At 42.2% G+C, this 18,375-nt stretch carries 14 protein-coding genes; 4 read left to right on the forward strand and 10 right to left on the reverse strand.

Features of this window, described 5'->3' with window-relative positions:
• Positions 1–16: 16 nt before the first annotated feature.
• The 6 genes from mutA to ispG form a co-directional block, all read right to left on the reverse strand.
• On the reverse strand, positions 17–1,879 hold the full coding sequence (gene mutA / locus DDZ16_RS10150) for a methylmalonyl-CoA mutase small subunit (protein WP_109264352.1): 1,863 nt from the start codon (positions 1,877–1,879) through the stop codon (positions 17–19).
• A gap of 532 nt (positions 1,880–2,411) precedes the next feature.
• The gene (locus DDZ16_RS10155) at positions 2,412–3,173 is read right to left on the reverse strand and encodes a helix-turn-helix transcriptional regulator (protein WP_158275645.1); all 762 of its coding nucleotides are present in this window, start codon (positions 3,171–3,173) and stop codon (positions 2,412–2,414) included.
• A 1,296-nt stretch (positions 3,174–4,469) separates the two neighbouring features.
• Positions 4,470–5,555 (reverse strand): endonuclease/exonuclease/phosphatase family protein, encoded by a 1,086-nt coding sequence (locus DDZ16_RS10165; protein WP_109264355.1) that lies wholly within the window; start codon positions 5,553–5,555, stop codon positions 4,470–4,472.
• 6 nt (positions 5,556–5,561) lie between these two features.
• Positions 5,562–6,005 (reverse strand): DMT family transporter, encoded by a 444-nt coding sequence (locus DDZ16_RS10170; RefSeq protein WP_109264356.1) that lies wholly within the window; start codon positions 6,003–6,005, stop codon positions 5,562–5,564.
• 57 nt (positions 6,006–6,062) lie between these two features.
• The gene (locus DDZ16_RS10175; protein WP_109264357.1) at positions 6,063–6,842 is read right to left on the reverse strand and encodes a hypothetical protein; all 780 of its coding nucleotides are present in this window, start codon (positions 6,840–6,842) and stop codon (positions 6,063–6,065) included.
• A gap of 145 nt (positions 6,843–6,987) precedes the next feature.
• Positions 6,988–8,862 (reverse strand): (E)-4-hydroxy-3-methylbut-2-enyl-diphosphate synthase, encoded by a 1,875-nt coding sequence (gene ispG, locus DDZ16_RS10180; RefSeq protein WP_109264358.1) that lies wholly within the window; start codon positions 8,860–8,862, stop codon positions 6,988–6,990.
• Between the two features lie 79 nt (positions 8,863–8,941).
• Here ispG and gldA point away from each other — a divergent pair, with 79 nt between their 5' ends.
• Positions 8,942–9,847 carry a gliding motility-associated ABC transporter ATP-binding subunit GldA gene (gldA, locus tag DDZ16_RS10185; RefSeq protein ID WP_109264359.1) on the forward strand — a complete coding sequence of 302 codons (906 nt, stop codon included), beginning with the start codon at positions 8,942–8,944 and terminating at the stop codon, positions 9,845–9,847.
• A gap of 234 nt (positions 9,848–10,081) precedes the next feature.
• Here gldA and pdxH read toward each other — a convergent pair whose 3' ends face one another.
• Complete coding sequence (gene pdxH / locus DDZ16_RS10190; protein ID WP_109264360.1) at positions 10,082–10,726, reverse strand: pyridoxamine 5'-phosphate oxidase; 645 nt, start codon at positions 10,724–10,726, stop codon at positions 10,082–10,084.
• A gap of 148 nt (positions 10,727–10,874) precedes the next feature.
• Between pdxH and hpt the strand changes: the two genes are divergently transcribed.
• From hpt to obgE, 3 genes are all read left to right on the forward strand, one after another.
• Positions 10,875–11,414, forward strand: coding sequence for a hypoxanthine phosphoribosyltransferase (gene hpt / locus DDZ16_RS10195; RefSeq protein WP_109264361.1), 540 nt, complete (start codon positions 10,875–10,877; stop codon positions 11,412–11,414).
• Positions 11,415–11,424: 10 nt separating this feature from the next.
• On the forward strand, positions 11,425–12,000 hold the full coding sequence (locus DDZ16_RS10200; protein ID WP_109264362.1) for an adenylate kinase: 576 nt from the start codon (positions 11,425–11,427) through the stop codon (positions 11,998–12,000).
• Positions 12,001–12,073: 73 nt separating this feature from the next.
• A complete protein-coding gene (gene obgE, locus DDZ16_RS10205) occupies positions 12,074–13,078 on the forward strand; it encodes a GTPase ObgE (protein ID WP_109264363.1) in 1,005 nt (334 codons plus the stop codon).
• Positions 13,079–13,084: 6 nt separating this feature from the next.
• On the opposite strand, the gene DDZ16_RS10210 is transcribed toward obgE, so the two are convergent.
• From DDZ16_RS10210 to DDZ16_RS10220, 3 genes are all read right to left on the reverse strand, one after another.
• Complete coding sequence (locus DDZ16_RS10210; RefSeq protein ID WP_109264364.1) at positions 13,085–15,610, reverse strand: beta-mannosidase; 2,526 nt, start codon at positions 15,608–15,610, stop codon at positions 13,085–13,087.
• 12 nt (positions 15,611–15,622) lie between these two features.
• The gene (locus DDZ16_RS10215) at positions 15,623–17,008 is read right to left on the reverse strand and encodes an MFS transporter (RefSeq protein WP_109264365.1); all 1,386 of its coding nucleotides are present in this window, start codon (positions 17,006–17,008) and stop codon (positions 15,623–15,625) included.
• Positions 17,009–17,136: 128 nt separating this feature from the next.
• On the reverse strand, positions 17,137–18,360 hold the full coding sequence (locus DDZ16_RS10220; protein WP_232526605.1) for an AGE family epimerase/isomerase: 1,224 nt from the start codon (positions 18,358–18,360) through the stop codon (positions 17,137–17,139).
• Positions 18,361–18,375 lie beyond the last annotated feature (15 nt).

The following is an 18,375-nucleotide window of genomic DNA, read 5'->3' on the forward strand; positions in this document are numbered from 1 at the left end:
TCTTTGCGTTTAAAATTTACTGAATATTCAACATTTTGTTAAACCCTTGCAGTGTTTCCAGCAAGTTGGTGCGCACATTGATGAAATGCTCAATGCCCTGAGCTTTCAGGTCGTCGGCACAGGCAGGGGCTCCCGCCACAACAAAAATGGCATCGCCATTCAATGCTTTAAAGGCAGCAGGTGCAGCGTCTGTATATTCTTCATCAGAAGAACAAAGCACAACCACGTCAGCTCCGGCTTTCTTAGCAGCGTCAACACCTTCTTCTACAGTTTCGAAACCAAGGTTGTCAATGATTTCGTATCCGGCACATCCAAAGAAGTTACCAGAGAACTGAGAACGTGCCAGGCGCATGGCAAGGTTTCCGTAAGTCAACATAAAGACTTTAGGACGCTTAGTTGCTCTTTCCGTAGCCAAACGCAATGCTTCAAATTCTTCCGCACCACGGTAAAGTTGAATAGGCTCAACAGTGTTGCCTTCTTCAGAATCTGTAAAAGCTTTGTCTTCACTGATTTCTTTAGATACGGCTTCCAGATTGTTGGGGTACTGGTTGGTTCCCAGCAAGGTATCTTTCCTGCGGGCCAACTCTTTTTTACGTTTATCAGAAGTTTCATTCACTTTAGCCTGAATAAATCCGGCTTTCAGAGCAGCGGTATATCCCCCTTTTTCTTCAACTTCCACAAACAGCTTCCAGGCTTCGCTGGCAATGCTGTCGGTCAGATTTTCTATGTAGTAACTTCCTGCTGAAGGATCCACAATCATACTGAAGTAAGATTCTTCTTTCAGCAACAGTTGCTGATTGCGGGCAATACGTTCACTAAATACATTAGGCTGACGGAACACTTGATCGAAAGGCGCCACGGTCAATGAGTCGGTACCACCGATGGTTGCACTCATCGCCTCAGTTTGGGTACGCAACATGTTCACATAAGGATCATAGATGGTCTTGTTCCACTCTGAAGTTTCGCAATGTGTGTGCATTTTCTTCACTTCAAGACCGACAGGTTTGTAAGCATCCACAATTTTAGCCCACAACATACGTCCGGCACGAAGTTTGGCAATTTCCATGAAGTAGTTACCACCTACTGCGAAGTTGAAACGGATGTTTTTAGCAGCAGTGTTGATGTCCTGGTTGCGCTCGGTGATTTGAGCCAGGTACTCATTACCTATAGCCAGGCCAAAAGCAAGCTCCTGAACGATGGAAGCACCAGCATTATTGAAATGCTTAGCATTTACACTGATGGTCTGGAACTGAGGCATTGCTTTTCCTTCTCCGGCCAGAACAGCTGCATTGTCGAGCAGCTCTTCAACCGGCACGCAGGATTTTCCGCTTACGGTAAGACTGCCAAGTGGATCGAAATTCAAAGAACCCTTAATTTCTTCGAGCTTGCAATTGCGTGCAGCAAACTCCTCAACAACGAGTTGATAAAGCTTTTGGTTACCATGAGCGGTAGAAAAGTTAAGCTCCACAGCCTCTGGAACAATGTTCTTCAAAAGTGCAGAAACGTTTTCTTTGGTAATCAGCTCTTCATTTTCGATGAAGAATCCCAAAGAGTCAACTCCTTTGTTAAGGATATCCAGCGCTTTTTCGTTGGCTTCCTTCGCATCTTTCACCACGATATCCTGACGCACCAACCATTTGTTGTGGGCTTTGGTTCCACGAACAAAGGGAAATTCTCCCGGTAGAGTGTCAAGATACTCAAGGTTTTTAAGGTCCTCCTCCCTGTAAAAGGGACGAACGTTAAAACCTTCATTCGTTTTCCAAACGAGCTTCTTATCGAAATCAGCCCCTTTGAGATCCGCTGTTATTTTGTCCATCCACTCCTGAGTTGAAACAGGAGCGAACTCGCTAAACAACGGTTGATTTGATTTATCTGCCATAATGTAACTGTTTATTTGTGCGAGTTTACAGGCCGCAAAATTAAGGAAATTATTCCTGAATGGGAACAAAACCAGTTTGTTTGTGGAATGTTATTGAACAGTTCAGCTCAAAATATCATTTTTCTTATTCGCTACACGGGGGCTGTTGAAAAAGTATAAGGGTGAAGGATGATATCAAATGAGATGATTTACTTAGGGACTGCTGAAAAAGTCAAAAGGGCAAAATTTACAAGCCGACCAATCGAAGGAGTATTGAAATACTTCGAGATTCGGGCGGTGCAGTAAATTTTGTTCTTTTGATTAGCTGTTTTTTTATGATTAAGTGCAAAGAAATCCGAGTTTGATGTGGAATAACCTTGCACTTAGGAGTTTGTTGATATGATTTAAAGTTTTAAACGCTAATAAAGTAGGCGTTTTTCAGCGCTCCCTACTTAATCGAATCCCCAAGAAATCATTAACCAGGCAGCGAGATATTTCACTTTTTCTACACTAAAAATGAGGAAACAAGAAGTGCCATCGCACACCCAGACACCTATATCAACCGATTATACCTGGCATAATAAATAGCTTCAGAAATATTAGTGACATCCAGTTTGCGAAAAATATTCCTCTTGTGTTGTTTTACGGTGGATACAGAAATATTCAGCTCGTCACCAATTGTAGAATTGGGCTCACCCTGTCCACTGCGCAACAGGATCTCTTTTTCCCGTGGAGTAAGCTCATCCTGGTAACGGAGGTAAAAGCGCCTGGTTTCGGGATTGAAGCGGTATTGCAAAGGTTCACTTAAGTTTTGAATAACAGCATTTCCTGCTTTAGGTGAAAGCGAGGGAGAAACAAAACAAAGCGTGGATATTAGTTTATTCTCATTCGACAATTGAAACGGAACCATGGTTTGAGTCACCATTATATAGCTGCCATCTTCCTGAAGAATTCTAAAATCAACAGCCAAATAGCAGTTCCTGCGCCAGTCAAGCGGGAGCTGAGTGTTAAAAAACCGGAAGCCAATTTCATTGGACACCATTATGGTCCTCATATCATTGGGCTCAATGATTTTTTCATAATACGAAAACCCCATTTTTTGAATCTCCTTAGGGGTATGACCAGCTAGAAAAAGGGGATGTGAGGAGATATACAAAAACTTACTGCGACTAAAATCGGCCCAGTAGATACTTTGATTAAGGAAACGGGAGAATGTATCAACCATGTCAATCACCCCTGCTTCATGCCCGGACTTAGTTTTTTTGCCGTTGCTGGTGCCAATTGATGCGAGAAGATGTTGAACAAATGATGTCATAAAATAACTTGATGGCATATACTTTAGACTCAAAAATAATGAAAATGACAAGAACCCAAACAAAATACTCTGCTAAAGTACTATAATCTTGTTGTTTCTGAACTTTTAATACAATGACGCCAAAGGTTTTTTGTTCATTCAATCACCAACCAAATCATCAATAAATCGTTAGATTTAAGATTTAATACGAAGCATATACTGCTAATAAACAAGGATTTAAAGCAATCATCTCCATGATTACAAAAAATTGATTTACACCACTTTACAATAGATTAAGGCTGTAGTTTAAAATGGCGATTTTATTGAATTCCACCAATGCCTTCCTGGCGGTAAGCAGGGCAGACAGGGGGCGAACTTATCAGGGACTTGATGGATTAGCCCTATTTGTGTCATTCACAAGGTACGTAATTTATAGAAAGGACCTAATTGTCAACATCATCGCAAAACTAAACTACAGCCTAGATTAACGAAGCATTGAATCATACTTTTAACTAAAAATCAGGCAAAAAAGGTTAAATCGTTACAGCACTCCGGAAAATCCTCATGGTATCCTAAAATACGGTGGACTGTCATCTGTTCAATACTCTTTTACAAACCGGATGAATTTTCGGATGTACAGCCTAAGGCATGGATATTTGAAACCTTCAGAGGCAAGTAGCTATATTTTTATGAATCCAACGGTGCCACAATCCGAGACAGCCACAACCTTGTCTTCCCAAGTAAAGAAAATAAAAACGCACTTAGGCTCAAAAACCATTACCAATACGGAATCCACTCTTCAAAATCTTAGTATAATCAATACCAGGGTTTTCATTGGCAAAAACAGTTCAATTTCTAAAACTGCAAAATTCACAACTTACAAAGGCCGGAAAGCTGAATCCTCCATTTCTTATACCATGCACCTACAAAATATGAATTCATCAGTCCTTGCAATTACTAAAAAATAAAAGAAATACACGCCCATATTGCTACTCAGATCCAAATATCTAACTAACAACACATTGACCATTCTTACCACAATCAACATCGGCTTTACATAACCAAAAAACTATACTAAAGTACTATTGACGGGCTTTACTAAACTGCTTAAACTTGCAAACATAAAGGGACTAATTCATTATTATGATATTCGGATTGGAAAAGAAGGCCCTTTAACCTTTATTTGGCAGATTCACTAACTCATCCCTAACATCCCCCCTGACCTGGATTTGCCGGCCAGCCTTTCTATTCATTAAGAAAGCGGTTTGGACATTCTGTCCGGGCCGCTTTTTTACTTGAAAACATCAAATTTCTGTTTCATGGATTTTTCCTGAGCACTACCACTGTCTCAAGAGCACAATGATCGGACAATGGCATAGTTTCCATGCCTGAAAAAAACTCAGTTTGATGAGTGGTGGTTGAATCATGCAATACCGCTGAATTTGTAAAGAGGTAGTCCAGTTTCCGGTTCCAGAACCCGTTTTTATCAGTAGTATGTGTGAAAAAGACTGAATTATTGACCTGATATTTTTCTAAAGAAACCGCCGCTTGAAATTGATCATAAAAGGATCTCATCCAGGTCTGTTCTAAAGAATAGTCATCCGCTTCAAACTCCCCGTCATCACATGCAGAATCAGGAAATCCTTTCAAATTTTTAGTTCCCGGTGGCAATGCATTAAAATCTCCACCGATGACAAAGGGAAGATTCAATCTGTCAAGAGAATCCAAATAACTATAAACCACATCGATTTGCTTTTCTTTTGTGCCGTCATTGGAATAAGCAGACAGATGGGTATTCAAGAGATGCAGGGTGTCTTTTCCAATCACTGTGGAAACATCCAGCAGATTTCGGCGAAGATAAAAGTAACGTACTAAGAAATTCTGTTCTCCGATAAGCGGCAGTCCCACTCTGCGTCCTTTAAACAAAGGAGTTACCGAAAAAATAGCATTTCCTGAGTCCATGCGTCCCAATCCATCAGAAGGGATGTGGCTTACCCGCCATTGGGAGGCATACGCAGCATAACTGAAATGACTGTTCTCCAGCAACCATTCAACCTGATCGACAAAAGCACTGCGCTTGCTGTTAACATCAACTTCCTGTACAAACAAAATATCCGGACGAGTGGCTTTTAAAAAAGCAGAAAGGCGTTTTAGATTGTCCACAACTTCTGACGATTCCATCAAAACCCTGTCGCCGTGACAATCGAAGAAAAAATCGATGCGTGCACCTCCGAATTTAACATTCCAGGTCATCACCTTCAGGGTGTCTCCGACTTCAGACTCATCTTTACTGTCTGCATCAGAATGATAATAAACAACATCATCCTCTTCCAGAATGGCATTAAAGGGATCACAAGCACTGAAAAATCCGGGGAGCAGCAATAACAGGAAGATTCTGTACATAACTTATTATCGTTGAATCAAGACTATCCCCAAAATCAGCATAACAATTCCGGCTACCCGGCTTAAAGAAACAGGGTGCACGGCCACACTGAAAAAACCAAAATGATCGATAACTGCCGCTACAATTAATTGCCCGGCAATCGAGGCAGCCAACATGGTGGTCACTCCAATTCGTGGAATTAACAAAACAACAGAGGTTACGAACATTGCGCCAATGGCCCCTCCCAGAAACAAATACCATGGAACGGCTTTCATTTCAGCGAACGAGGGCATACTTGTTTTTAAAATAACATTCAGAAGAATGAGAATGACTGTTCCTACCAAAAAATTAGTCAGTGAAGCCTGAAGAGGATGTTTTAAAAAAGAGGAAAGCTGTGCATTGATACTACCTTGAATGGAAAGAAATCCACCAATGATTAATGCAGCAAATATTAGGATATATTTAGTCATGCCCTTGGTTTTATAATACGGGCGCAAGTTACAACCAACGACTCATATCCCCAAATATCAGCGTTTGGAGAACATGGACATTTTGTTTGCAAAGTTAAGATAATAGTCACCTCTGGAAAGGTTGTCAACATTCACCGAGTCGCTGTAACCCTTCACCACTATGCGTCCGTAAATGTCATAGATTTCGTAAAGGGTAGGCCTGGAAAAAACAAGTTGCTTTTCTACCTTATCAGAAGTCAGAGCAACTTCAGGTTTATCAACAGTCACATTAACTTCTGGTGTATATTTCCGATTATTCTGATCATCTGTCTGACGCACTCTAAAGCGGTTTTCGCCTGAATGCAATCGGACCGTGATATCATATTGATGAGTTCCGGGAACACCTTTTCCTTTTACCTGACCAACCTGAACCCACTTATTCCACCGGAACTGTTCAACAATAAATGGCAGGGGTCCTGATTCATCAGTGGTTTTCCACTGTAGCTCATTGTCTTTAACGGCAATGTCAAGTGTTTTAAATGATACCCTGGGAGCAATCACTTCCGGATTAATAACCCTGGGCACACAACCTTCTTTATATTTAATTACCACTTGAACCGGATCTCCTATGGCAAAGCGATATACAGCCAGATCAATTTCAAAAGAATTGGAGTTTATTTCATCGGTAGAGGTCATTCCGTTGACCATTACTTCATATACACAAAACCCAACACCTGATTCGGAATTCGGGTTATTAACATACAAATTTTCACCCTGATATGTGCCCTCAAGTGATATTTCACCGGAATATGCAACAACAGGGATGAACAATAATAAAACGATACGAAGTAACCTCATGAGACTGGATATGTGTTATTTACAACCATTGTCAGATTTCACAACTCTGCAATTTAATCATTATACACTCCAACTGCAAAATTCGGTCGTCAGAAAGACCAGACTTTTACGTATTTGTGGTGTATTTTTTGACCAACTGCATCTTTTACTCAACGGGCTCACGCCAATCACCATATTCTTTAATCAAATCCACAAGCTGCTGAACAGCATCTTTCTCAGGAATGTTTTTCCGGATAAGCTCCCTGTTTCGAAACAAGGAAATACGACCCCGTCCGGCCCCAACATACCCATAATCTGCATCGGCCATTTCACCAATTCCGTTAACAATACAACCCATGACAGCGATTTTTAGCCCCTTAAGATGAGCGGTTCGGGCTCTCACTTTTTCGGTGGTGGCTTGAAGATCAAACAAAGTGCGACCACAGCCCGGACAGGAAATATACTCTGTTTTTGAAAATCTCACTCTTGAAGCCTGCAGGATACCAAAAGAGGTTGACAAGGTGATTCCCACATCTTGATTAGGTGCTTTTAAGCAAATGCCATCTCCATAGCCATCCAAAAAAAGAATGCCTGTATCGGCAGCAGAAGTAATCTGAAAATTTTCTGCATCAGCATCTCCCGACTCCCGCCAAATAATAACCGGATGTGTTACTTTCTGATTTTGCATTTCCAGAAAGAAAGCACGTTGTTCGGCTAAAGGGTTTTCGTGATTTGAATGCAGCAAAAGCACAACATCTTCCTTTTGTTTCATCCGGGTTACAAAGCTTATATCAAGATCGGAGAAGCTAACTGATACAACAGCTGGCCCTTCAAAATCCACCCAATTATCGGAGGCATTAAATAAGGGGACCACACGACGATCTGATAAACCAGGAATTTCATCCCTGGAAACAATTCGCAAAACTCCATCCCACTTATCAGGAATTGCATCCATCTGAGTGGCATTGCATAAGACAAATTCGGGCATTTCTTCCACTTTTTCCGGAATTTCCTGATCCCTAATATCAGCAACAACAACGGTCGCATTTTCACCACCAACATTTAACACTGAATGAGTTTGCCTTTTTTGGTAAGATAAAGGACTGTAATGTTTTGGGCTCACTTCAGGGATTGGGGCATGTCCGCTTCTTTTCACAAAATGCTTTACCAGCTTTTGAGCAACGGGAATTTCATTTTCGGGAGGTTCAGTAAGAGAGACCCTGATAGTATCACCAATTCCGTCGGCCAAAAGAGCTCCAATGCCTACTGCAGACTTTAACCGGCCATCTTCGCCACTTCCGGCTTCGGTAACCCCGAGATGAAGCGGGAAAGACATTTCTTCTCTGTGCATTGCAGCCACCAGTAATCGCACGGTATGCACCATTACACGGGTATTGCTGGCTTTAATACTCAACACAATATCATTAAAATCCTCTTCCCGGCAGATTCTCAGATATTCCATGCACGATTCGACCATCCCTTCGGGAGTATCACCATATTTTGACATAATGCGGTCGGAGAGGCTTCCATGATTGGTCCCAATGCGGATTGCAGTGCCATGCTCCTTACATAGTTTCAAAAAAGGAACCAGTTTTTCCCTTATTTGTTGAAGCCCGGCCTGATCTTCAGGGCCTCCTGCTTCAAATTCTCTGAACTTTTTAGCACCTCCTGTGAAATTTCCCGGATTGATGCGTACTTTCTCTATTAGAGTTGCGGCAATTTCGGCTGCCGAAGGATTAAAGTGTACATCGGCAACAAGCGGCACATTGCATCCTTTGCGGGAAAGAACCTCCTTAATATTCTTCAGATTTAAAGCCTCCCGTCTGCCCTGGGTGGTAATACGAACAATCTGGCCTCCGGCCTCTGCAATTTTAAGTGATTGCTCAGCCGTAGCCTCAGTATCGAGTGTATTGGTAGTAGTCATAGACTGGACCCTGACAGGGCTTTCTCCGCCGATGGTTACATCGCCAACATTAACTGCAAGTGTTTTATTTCGATTATACTGAAAAAAGGATTGACAAAATTTATGCGGATCACTCATTTTATGAGGCTTTTAAAATTCAAATTATCTGTTTTTTGATGAACCAAAATTAATAACTTTGACACAAACTTAGAGGAAAATGTCAATAAGCGTTTCTGGAGTCAGCAAATATTTCGGGTCTCAAAAGGCCCTCAACGAAGTGAGTTTTGAAATTCCTTCCGGTCAGGTCGTAGGGTTTTTAGGCCCTAATGGTGCCGGAAAATCAACAATGATGAAGATTATTACCGGTTATTTACCTGCCTCAGAAGGAATAACCAGTGTATGCAATTTGCCGGTGGAAGGGAATGACTTGGAAGTGCGCAAGAAAGTGGGATACCTTCCTGAGCATAATCCACTTTATCTCGACATGTATGTCGCTGAATATCTCAACTTTGTGGCAGGCCTTTACAAGCTTAACAACAGAAAAGAAAGAATTGAAGAAATTATTGATGTCACGGGGCTGACTCCCGAAAGGCACAAGAAGATCGGAGCATTGTCGAAAGGTTTTCGTCAACGGGTGGGAATTGCACAGGCATTATTGCCCGACCCGGAAGTGCTTATTCTGGATGAACCTACAACCGGATTGGATCCCAACCAGATCGTGGAGGTTCGCAACCTCATAAGTAACCTGGGAAAGGAAAAGACAATTTTACTATCAACCCACATTATGCAAGAGGTCAGGGCCATTTGCGAAAGAGTGATCATTATCAACAATGGTCTTATTGTAGCTGACAGATCGGCAAGTGACCTCGAAAAAGGTCTTCAAAACGGTAAGACCAGAGTTTTTGTGGAGTATGATAAAAAAGTAGCACCCGAAACCATCAATGCTATTTCCGGGGTTGAAGCAGTAAGTATCAGTGGCAATGGATGGTTGGTTACGACCTCTTCCGGAGTTGATATAAGACCTGCTTTGTTTAAGCTGGCGATTGATAATGATCTGATTCTTTTAACCATGAACCAGGAACATGAATCGCTGGAAGAGGTCTTTCAGTCTTTAACAAAATAAGGAGAACAAATATTTATACAATAGATCGCATTACTGTATCCTTAGATACCTGTCTGACGGAAGTCAGGTTAAATACAATTCGTATAACACAGAATAATTTCGCATTAACTCCAATAACAACTTAAGAACGAACAGCTGATTACGAATTTTCAAAAAAGATTAACAAATTGTTTTTCCAGACTCTGGCATAATTCCCAGCCTTCCCCCCTGTGGAATTTAACTCAGCCGCGGTCATCAGGGAGCCAGTCTAAAGATATCCCATTCGCCTCCTTTTGCCGCCTGATAAACAAATCGGTCGTGCATTCTTCCCGGCCGTCCCTGCCAAAACTCAATACGATGGGGTACCAGAACATACCCGCCCCATCGTGCAGGACGGGGAATTTCCATTCCTGAAAATTTCTCTTCAAATTCGCGGTACATTTTATTAAGATAAGCACTATCCTGAACCATTTCGCTTTGTGGAGAGGCCCATGCCCCGATCTGGCTTTCCCGGGGACGTGAAGCAAAATAAGCATCTGACTCTTTGGCTGATATTTTTTTCACAACACCATCCAAACGAACCTGTCGCTCCAGCATAGCCCAAAAGAAGTTCACCGATGCCTTGGGAGAAAAATCAATATGCTGTCCTTTTTTGCTAAGATAATTGGTAAAAAAGGTAAGCCCTTTATCAGATATGTCCTTCAAAAGTACTACCCTTTGAGAAGGCTGGCCTGTAGCATCCACAGTCGCCAGAGTCATAGCTGTAGGTTCGGTGTGTTCAGTCTCAACAGCCTCTTCAAGCCACTTTTTAAGTTGAAGAAGCGGTAAGCCTTCCAAATTATCTCGTCTCAGCGAAAGCCGTTTGTAATCGTTACGGATGTTAGAAAATTTACTCTGCAAGACAATAAAATTAAGATTTATCTGATGAATAACGATTTGCAATTGATCTTCTTAGACTAACAAATCTACGAACATGAACACAAATTACGCCGGTCTGTTCATTTTTTTATATTTTTGCAGTTTAAAAATCCGTAAAAAACAATCCTCGATGAAGCGCATCAAACTTTTAGACAAAGAGTTTGCCTTGTCTATCCCGGCCAGTGACATTAAGAAAGCCTTGTGGGAAATGGCCAGTAAAATAAATGCTGAATTACATGACAAAAATCCGTTAATGATTTGTATCTTAAACGGCTCGTTCATGTTTTCGGCTGACCTGATGAAATTAATTGACTTCCCTTGTGAAATCAGCTTCGTAAAACTGTCTTCATACGAGGGAATGGGAAGTACGGGAAAGGTTAAACAACTTATCGGATTAAATGAAAAAATCGAAGGTAGGACAGTTGTATTGTTGGAGGACATAGTTGACACCGGTGTAACCATTGAAAAGCTGATTGGTCAATTGAATGCACAAAACCCCCGCGATGTTAAAGTTGCTACCCTTTTGTTTAAACCGGATGCTTGCAAGCGCAATGTTGAACTCGACTATGTAGGATTAGAAATCCCCAATGATTTCATTGTAGGTTATGGTCTTGATTACGACGGCTACGGGAGAAATCTCCCTGACATTTACACGGTAATCGACTACTAAACATAATCCTATGCTGAACATTGTAATTTTTGGCCCTCCCGGTTCGGGCAAGGGCACACAGAGTGAAAAAATCATTGAGAAATATGGCTTAGCCCATATCTCAACCGGAGAAATTCTCAGAAAGGAGATCAAAGAAGGCAGTGATCTGGGAAAGATTGCACAATCCTTTATTGACAAAGGAGAGCTAATCCCCGATGTGACCATCATTGAAATTCTTGAAAAAAAACTGGAATCTCTGTCAAACACTAAAGGGGTCATATTTGATGGTTTTCCCAGGACGGTAGACCAGGCTGTTGCATTGAAAAAAGTGCTGCAAAAGCACGGGGAGAATGTGGATATTATGCTGAACCTTGAGGTGGACCGCGAAGAACTTATCCAGCGTTTGCTTAAGAGGGGTAAAGTTTCAGGCCGTTCTGATGACAATCTGGAAACCATTCAAAAGCGCATTAGGGTATACGAAGAGCGGACATGCCCTGTAATTGAATTTTACAAGAAAGAAGGCACTTATGCGCCTATTCGGGGAGTTGGAGAAATTGATGAAATTTTCCAAAGGATCTCTGAAGCCATTGACGCGATAAAGGTTTAAACCAGGCCTTTCAACACAAGTATAAATCAGCCGCATCAGAGGACTTCTGATGCGGCTTTTTAACCAAAACACCATGTCAGGATCAAACTTTGTTGATTACGTTAAGATATTTTGTCGTTCGGGTAAAGGCGGACCGGGATCACGACACCTCAGACGGGAAAAATTCGTTGCCAAAGGCGGTCCTGACGGTGGAGATGGAGGCCGTGGGGGCCACATTATTCTCATAGGCAACCGAAATACCTGGACGCTTTTGCACCTAAGATTTCAACGACACATTTTTGCAGGTCATGGCGAATCAGGGGGAAGACAAACTTCCACTGGTGCCGATGGAGAAGACAAATACATTGAAGTTCCATTGGGTACAGTAGCCAAAGACACCGAAACTGGCGAGACCATTTGCGAAATAACCGAACATGAGCAGGAATATATTCTTGTGAAAGGTGGACGCGGAGGATTAGGAAATTCGCATTTTAAATCGGCCACCAATCAAACACCACGGTATGCTCAACCGGGAGAACCTGAAACTGAACTATCGGTTACCCTTGAACTGAAAGTACTGGCCGATGTGGGACTGGTAGGTTTTCCCAATGCCGGAAAATCCACTTTGCTATCGGTTGTTAGTGCGGCCAAACCAGAAATTGCCAATTATCCTTTTACAACACTGGTTCCCAACCTGGGCATGGTACAGTACCGTGGCAGCCGTTCATTCGTCATGGCTGATATTCCCGGAATTATCGAAGGGGCCCACGAGGGAAAAGGTCTTGGATTAAGATTTTTAAGACACATTGAGCGGAACTCCATTTTGCTTTTTATGATTCCTGCAGATAGTGATGACATCCACAAAGAATATAATGTCCTTTTCAACGAACTTCGTCAGTACAACCCTGAACTATTGGACAAGCAGCGGTTGCTGGCCATCACTAAGTCAGATATGATTGATGAGGAACTGCAGTCTGAAATAGAACAGGATCTTCCGGATGTTCCATATGTATTTATTTCCTCTGTAGCTCAAAAGGGCATACAGGAACTCAAAGATATGATTTGGAAAGAGCTTGAAACTTCCAACCAAGAGGTATAATAAGGGTCAACCGACAACGACATGCCTGAATTTGATTTTTCCATTCAGGTCGTTGGCCTTTAAAGAGGTGTGAAACCATACCTCTTTCTCTTCACCCGGAAGCAAATCAAAATAATTATCCGAAAACAAAATTTGTAAATCAGGAATAAAAAGCATTAAGTTCTTCACCAGTTTTGGGCTTGAAACTTTAAGGCAGAGCCCCTGTTCTGTATCGGATAGCTTCAATTTTATTTTTGGCCGGTCATGCAGTTTCAATTCTTTGGGAGGAAGAAGGTAATGCAATGCATTAAAAAGTACTTTTCCTTCCTCATACAGGGAACAATGAATAACCACCTGATCCTTTTCTGCTCCTTTTAGCAATGCCTCCAGATCGGTGGAAAACAGGATTTTGCTTGAACTGGCTTCCACCTGAACCGGCAGCTCAAGTTGTCTGATCACTTTTCCGGAAAACGAAAGCACCTTCACCAAAAGCGTTCCAATAAAGTCATTTACACGGTCAGAAACTGAAAAAACTTTCAGAAGGCTGCCGCCCTCATACACAGACAAAATGACAGGCTCAAAAGCTTTTCGAACAGCATAGTGCAAAGCTTTCCAGTTGTGATAATAATCGATACTCGCCCATGAAGCAACGGGCCAGCAATCGTTGAGCTGCCAGTAGAGCGACCCCATACACCGGGGCATGTTTCTGCGATGTGCTTCAACAGCCATGCGTATTCCCTCTGCCTGAAGCACCTGGCTCAAATAGAGAAATTGCTCAAAATTTTCCGGCACATTGTATTCCCTTTCCATGTACTCCTTAATCCTGAGATTCCCGAAGCCACTTCGCTGGTGGGCCGCCATCACCTCCGACTCAATATCGTGATCGGAAGGAATGGTATATTTTTTTACAGTTTCAAATTCAGGAAACGATTGAAACCCATATTCACTCATGAAACGCCCGACATATTTCTCAAAGGCTGAAAAAGGATGTAATCCATGCCACACTCCCCAATAGTGCTGGTCACCTGAGGAAAGGGTATCAAATGTGGAGTGTTTTTCCGGTTTGTATCCAGCCTGGGGAGATGAAGGCCAGTAATCATCGCCATCGGTGTAATTTTCAATCACCTCGGGAAGTATCTCATGAAAAATTTTCAGATAGGCGTCATTAACAAATTCTTTTTGCTTTGAAGAGTATAATTTTTTCCAGCCCAACGGGTCTTCATCACCATGAAAGCCCCACATGGTATTAATTTCATTATTCCCACACCACAGGGCTATGGAAGGATGATTACGTAAGCGTACCACATTGTCTATGGCTTCCTGCTTTATATTATCCAGAAATTCCTGATCTCCCGGATAAAGACTACAGGCAAACATAAAATCCTGCCACACCATAATGCCCATTTCATCGCACAGATCGTAGAAGATATCCTCTTCATAAATACCACCTCCCCAGACCCGGATCATATTCATATTGGCAGATGCCGCATCCGAAATAACTTTCCGGTAATCGTCAGCTTTCACCTCGGTTAAAAAGATATCGTTGGGGATGTAATTGGCGCCCTTGGCAAATACTTTCTGCCCATTCAGCTCAAAATAAAATGATTCACCAAATTCATCCCTTTCTCTTACCAGATTTAAACTACGTAGTCCGGTGCGAATTTCCTTCTCAACTTCACTTCCGTTTTCTGAAATTATTTTTACTCTGAAATGGTACAAAAAAGACTCTCCAAGCCCATTGGACCACCACAAACGAGGATTTTCAATGCTAAAGGGGATTTCAACCTGGGGCAATTCCGGGGATAATTGCAGTTCTTTACTTTCAATGGTGGAATTGTCTGTTACATTTTCTACAACAACTTTAACATTCCAGGGCTCTGGATTTTCAACGCTGACAATGGCTTTAAGTTGTGCATTAATCGTATCAATTTTTTCCTGGGCAATAAAAACGTCTTTTATTTTAATCTGATTCCATGCCAACAACTCAATGGGACGCCAAATTCCTGAAGTAACAAACCGAGGGCCCCAATCCCAACCATAATGAAAACCGGCTTTCCTTGAAAAAACACTGACTTTATTAGGCCCCAATCCACCGTTCTCACTCTGGTCATTGACGGCAGGCAGCCGCATTCCGAAGTACTTTTGCTCTGACAATCCCTGCTTTACCGGAGACCGGAAATAAACCTGAAGCTCATTATTCCCAATATCCAGATGTCGCTTTACGTTGACCGACCATACACGAAACATATTATTGGCTTTTAATATTATATGTCCGTTCAGGAAAACAAAAGCATAAGTATCCAACCCATGAATACAAAGTTCCACAACATCATGCTCCAATAAAGATGAATCAACTTCAAAATGGGTACGATAGCTCCAGTCAACTTTATCAATCCATTGAAGATCTTTTTCATTGGTCCGATAAAACGGATCATCAATAATTCCGTTCCTCAACAAATCGGTATGAACGGTACCGGGAACCCGGGCATCACTCCACACATTAAGACCAGCCTGAGAAAATTGCCAGTTTTGATCCAATTCTATTGAAAGCATAACGTTTTGTTTTTATTCAGCAGCCCTTCTTCTTTCCAGCTCTGCAATAATTTCTTCCATTTTATGATCACTGAGTTTATAGAAGATCATGATGGCACCTGAAATTACTGCTGCAACAGCAGGCACAAAACTCATCATATACTTTATACCTTCGATAGTATCAGGCGTTTGCCCCACATTGGCTTCAAATCCAAAGAAAGCCAAAAGCCACAAGGTAATAGATCCTCCAAGAGTCCATCCCAGTTTTTGAGACATACTGGAAGCAGAGAAAACCAGTCCGGTGGCCCGGCGCCCGGTCTTATACTGGGAATAATCAGCTGCATCGGCATACATAGACCACATGAGCGGGAAAATAATTCCGGCACAAAAACTTATCAATGCCTGAAGAAGATAGATAAAGACATAGTTTTCGCGGTTGCAGAAGTAAAAAACAACACTCAGTGCTGCAGCCATAAACATGGCATACATAAAGGTCTTTCTCTTCCCGATTATCGCTGAGATGGGTTTCGCCATTATCACGCCAATCATATTTGTAGCCTGCCCCAGAAATAAATAAAAGGTACTATAAGCGAATGTGGCAGAAAAGACGGACAAGGCAGTTTCATCAATCACATAATACTTAAAGTAATACATGGCCACTCCATCGCGAACAGAATTGAAAATTAAAGTCATAATACCTGCTCCCAGGATTATAAACCAGGGTACATTTCCCAACAGGTTTTTGAAATCCTCTTTCAGACTGCTTTCCTGATTTTTGGGTGGTTTGATTCGCTCACGGGTCCAGGAAAAAGTCATCAGAAAAAACCCAATGGCGATAACTCCGATAATCACCATGGTCAACTGATAAGAAACTTCAGCCCCAATATTCACCACGTTGTTAAAGAAATCCACCGTTGGCTGAAAAATGGCCACCACAAGCAGACTTCCGCCAAAGGCAAAGACCATCCTGTAAGAAGCAAAGCTGGTTCTTTCATCGGATTTGGCCGTCATCACACCCAGAAGGCTTGCATAAGGCACATTAATGGCCGTATAAGCCATCATCATCAATGTGTAAGTAATGTATGCATATATAATCTTGCCATTAACGCTCAAATCAGGAGTAGTAAACAACAAAATCCCGATAATGGCAAAGGGGGCTGCAATCCATAAAAGATAGGGACGAAATTTCCCCCATCGGGTATTGGTCCGGTCACCTATAATTCCCATGATGGGATCATTGGCCGTATCCCAGATCCTGGTCACCAAAAACATGGTTCCGGCTGCAGCAGCCGGAATGCCAAAAACATCTGTATAAAAGATGGCCAGATAAAAGGTGAAAATCTTCCAATACATGGATGAGGCGGCATCCCCAAATCCATAGCCTATTTTCTCTCTGAGCTTTATTATGGTCGAACTCATTTGTAAAGATGGTTAATGTTAGTTTTTATTATTTCATCAATCAGATGTTCTGGATTAATCGTTACGGAACCCCCATAAATAAGTAGCCTGGGACGAGGTACTCTCCCTTACCTTTGGAATCCTCAGGACTAATCAGCCAGTTCTTTGTCTTTATGAACTTCTTGTATCCGTTGTATACACTCAATGAGTGCACGGGTATTGTGGTAAGGGCATTTCCAGAATCCGGCTTTGACCTGGTTGCCATATGGGAGGCCGTCGTCTTTCACCAGTTCGTGCCACTCGCCCTTATCATGGTCAATGACATGGTTTTTGATGTAACTCCAAATTTTCACCAACAACCCAAAACAGGCCTGTTTTCCGGAATGCCCGTAAGCATCCAGAAGCCCCACAAGAGCCTCTCCCTGCACCCACCAATGACGGTCGGTATCCAAATGACCGGTATCGAGGTCTTTCTCGTACCAAACGGAGCTATCATCAGCAATCCCCTCTTTCATAAAAACATCCACCATTTTCAATGTTTTTTGCTGCGCTTCCTTTAGTAAGACCTCATCTCCAACCAGTTCGGCAGCCTCATTAATTAACCAGGCCCCTTCTATGTCGTGCCCGTAAGAAACAGTATTGCTCTGAACGCTCCAGTCCATATCAAAGAAGAGGTGAAAATGTCCTGTTTCAGTATTGAGAATTTTATCGAGAAACACCCGTACCAGGGATTTCATTCTGTCTTTGAGTGCCTCCTCTGGCCAAACACGGTAAAGATTAGAATATGGTTCCAGAATGTGAAGATGGGTATTCATGCTTTTGGGACTATTGGCATCCTTTAAACTGAGGCGCATATCCTCCATGGGCTCCCAATTGACCGAAAGGGCTTCCAGATATCCACCTTGCCGGGCATCGTAACTGTATTTCTCAATCAGCTCAAATAACTCTGCAGCATATTCCAGACTCTCCTTCTTTCCGGTAGCTCTATAATACTCAGAAAAGCCATAAATTCCAAAGCCCTGTCCATATATCTGCTTCCGGTCGTCAGACACTTTGCCCTCATAATCAACGGCCCAAAACAAGCCTCCGTTCTCCTGATCCCAAAAATTATTAACCAGATAATCGTAGGCGCGATGAGCCCATTCAAGGTATTTGGGATCTTTCAGATGGTTGTAAGCGGCGGAAAAAGACCAAAGAATCCTGGCATTCAAGACAAGACCTTTATCAACCTTTGCCACCCTATTGCCGCTGGCATCCACTTCTCCGGCAAAGCCACCAAACTGCTCGTCAATGGTATGCCGGATCCAGAAATCCAGAATTCCCTTCAGTTCCTTATTAAGGTCATCGATTAACAGATCATTTTTTCCCATCATACTATGTCGTCATGC

Source organism: Marinilabilia rubra (assembly GCF_003121985.1).
Taxonomy (GTDB): Bacteria; Bacteroidota; Bacteroidia; order Bacteroidales; family Marinilabiliaceae; genus Marinilabilia; species Marinilabilia rubra.